The sequence below is a fragment of the Gemmatimonadota bacterium genome (genome assembly GCA_039715185.1).
Taxonomy (GTDB): domain Bacteria; phylum Gemmatimonadota; class Gemmatimonadetes; order Longimicrobiales; family RSA9; genus DATHRK01.
Genome location: JBDLIA010000211.1, coordinates 1 through 1,536, shown reverse-complemented (window position 1 = coordinate 1,536; position 1,536 = coordinate 1). Strand labels below are relative to the sequence as shown.

The 1,536-nt window shown below is 67.3% G+C and carries 1 protein-coding gene; it reads right to left on the bottom strand.

From position 1 onward, the window contains the following. Window positions 1-1,536 (bottom strand): flagellar motor protein MotB (locus ABFS34_16790; protein MEN8377083.1); only part of this gene is annotated, 1,536 nt, incomplete at both ends.

Genomic DNA, 1,536 nt, shown 5'->3' with positions numbered 1-1,536 from the left:
GACCTTGCCGTTGACGTAGAACGCCAGCCGGCCATCCATCGACGAATCGTAGGGCTGCGGCGCATTCTCGCCCTGCAGCAGGTCTAGCGGCCCGCTCGCTCGGTTCTCGGACAGCGTGACCTCGGCGATGCCGACGTAGAACAGGTCCGTGCGCTTGAACTCCAGGTCGCGAAGATAGAGCGAGCCGTTGCCCGCATCGTCGAGCACGGCGACTTCGACCGTATGCGCGCCGGCCGACAGGATCTCCTCCGCGGCGAAGTTGCCCTGCGGGTCGACCGGAACCTGGCGGCCCGCCACCCAGACCGTGTGGTCCGCCGGTATGCCGCTGCCCTGCACCTTCACCGTGCCGCCGTCTACCGGAATCTGGTGGTGCGCCAGGTCGCTCTCGCCGTAGGCGGCGAGCAGCTCGCGCGGTGGCGCGGCCACGGCAGCCGCGGCCTCCGCATCATCCGCCGACTGCCGGAGGCCGGGTGTCACGACCTCTCCAGCCGACGGCTCGCGGTACAGCCACAACGGCCGCGCATCCGTTTCGTCGAAGTTGCCCTTCGAGTCATAGGCGCGCAGCAGGTACTTGAGCTCGCGTACCGGGCCCCCGGGACTTTCTGCAGCCGGCTGCCACTCCGCCAGGCCCGCGTCATCGACCGCGATGATCTCGAGCGGCATGGCCTGTAATGACTGCTGCTGCTCGAAGATCCGGATTTCGGCGCGCTCGATGAAGCTCGAGTAGTTGTTGTACATCCGGAAACGCACGAGCGATGCGACAGGACCGTCGCCCAGGTGGCTCACCGCCACGGCGGCTGGATGCGCGGCAACGCTGAGCCGCCGCCGCGACTCGAGGTTGTCGAAGCGGAACTGGACCCTGGCGTCGTCGAGGGCGACGTCGGTGCAGCGCTGGACATCGGCCGCGCTGCGGCCCGGGTCGTCGATCGGCTTGCCGTCCACGGTGATGCGCATCACGTTGAGCTCGTAGGGGCTCTTCGGACGGAGTTCCCGGGTGATCGGCGTGATGTCCACGCCCTCGTAATCGTCGAGCGGCGCCGGTTCGTCATACACGACCTGCACGCGCACGAACGACTCTTCGCCCTGGATGAAGCCGGCGTTCACGACGTCGTCGGACTGGACGTAGCCGCGTCCCTCGTGCTCGGACCGGGCACTCGACAACAGCGGATCCTGCTTGACGATGTCCATGGTGCGGCGGGCCCGCGCCGCGGAAAGGCCGATGTCGTCGCCATACACGGAGGCGGTGCGGCGGTCGAGGCGCTCGTTCTTCGTGTAACCGATAAACCGCAGTCGCGCGTTGGTCCGGTCCACGACGTCCGTCAGCGCGCGATGTAGATTCGCCGCGTAGCCGGGCGGAATGATCGGCTGACCGTTCGCGAGCTCGAGCGTCGGGATGCTGCCCCAGGGGGGATCGTAGACCTTGGTCACCATTTCCTCGCCGACATCGCCGGGACAGAGTTCCGGCTCGTCCGGCAACTCCTGGAGAGGATCGTCGTACCAAAACTCCACCTCGACGCGACGATTCAGCGTCCGTCC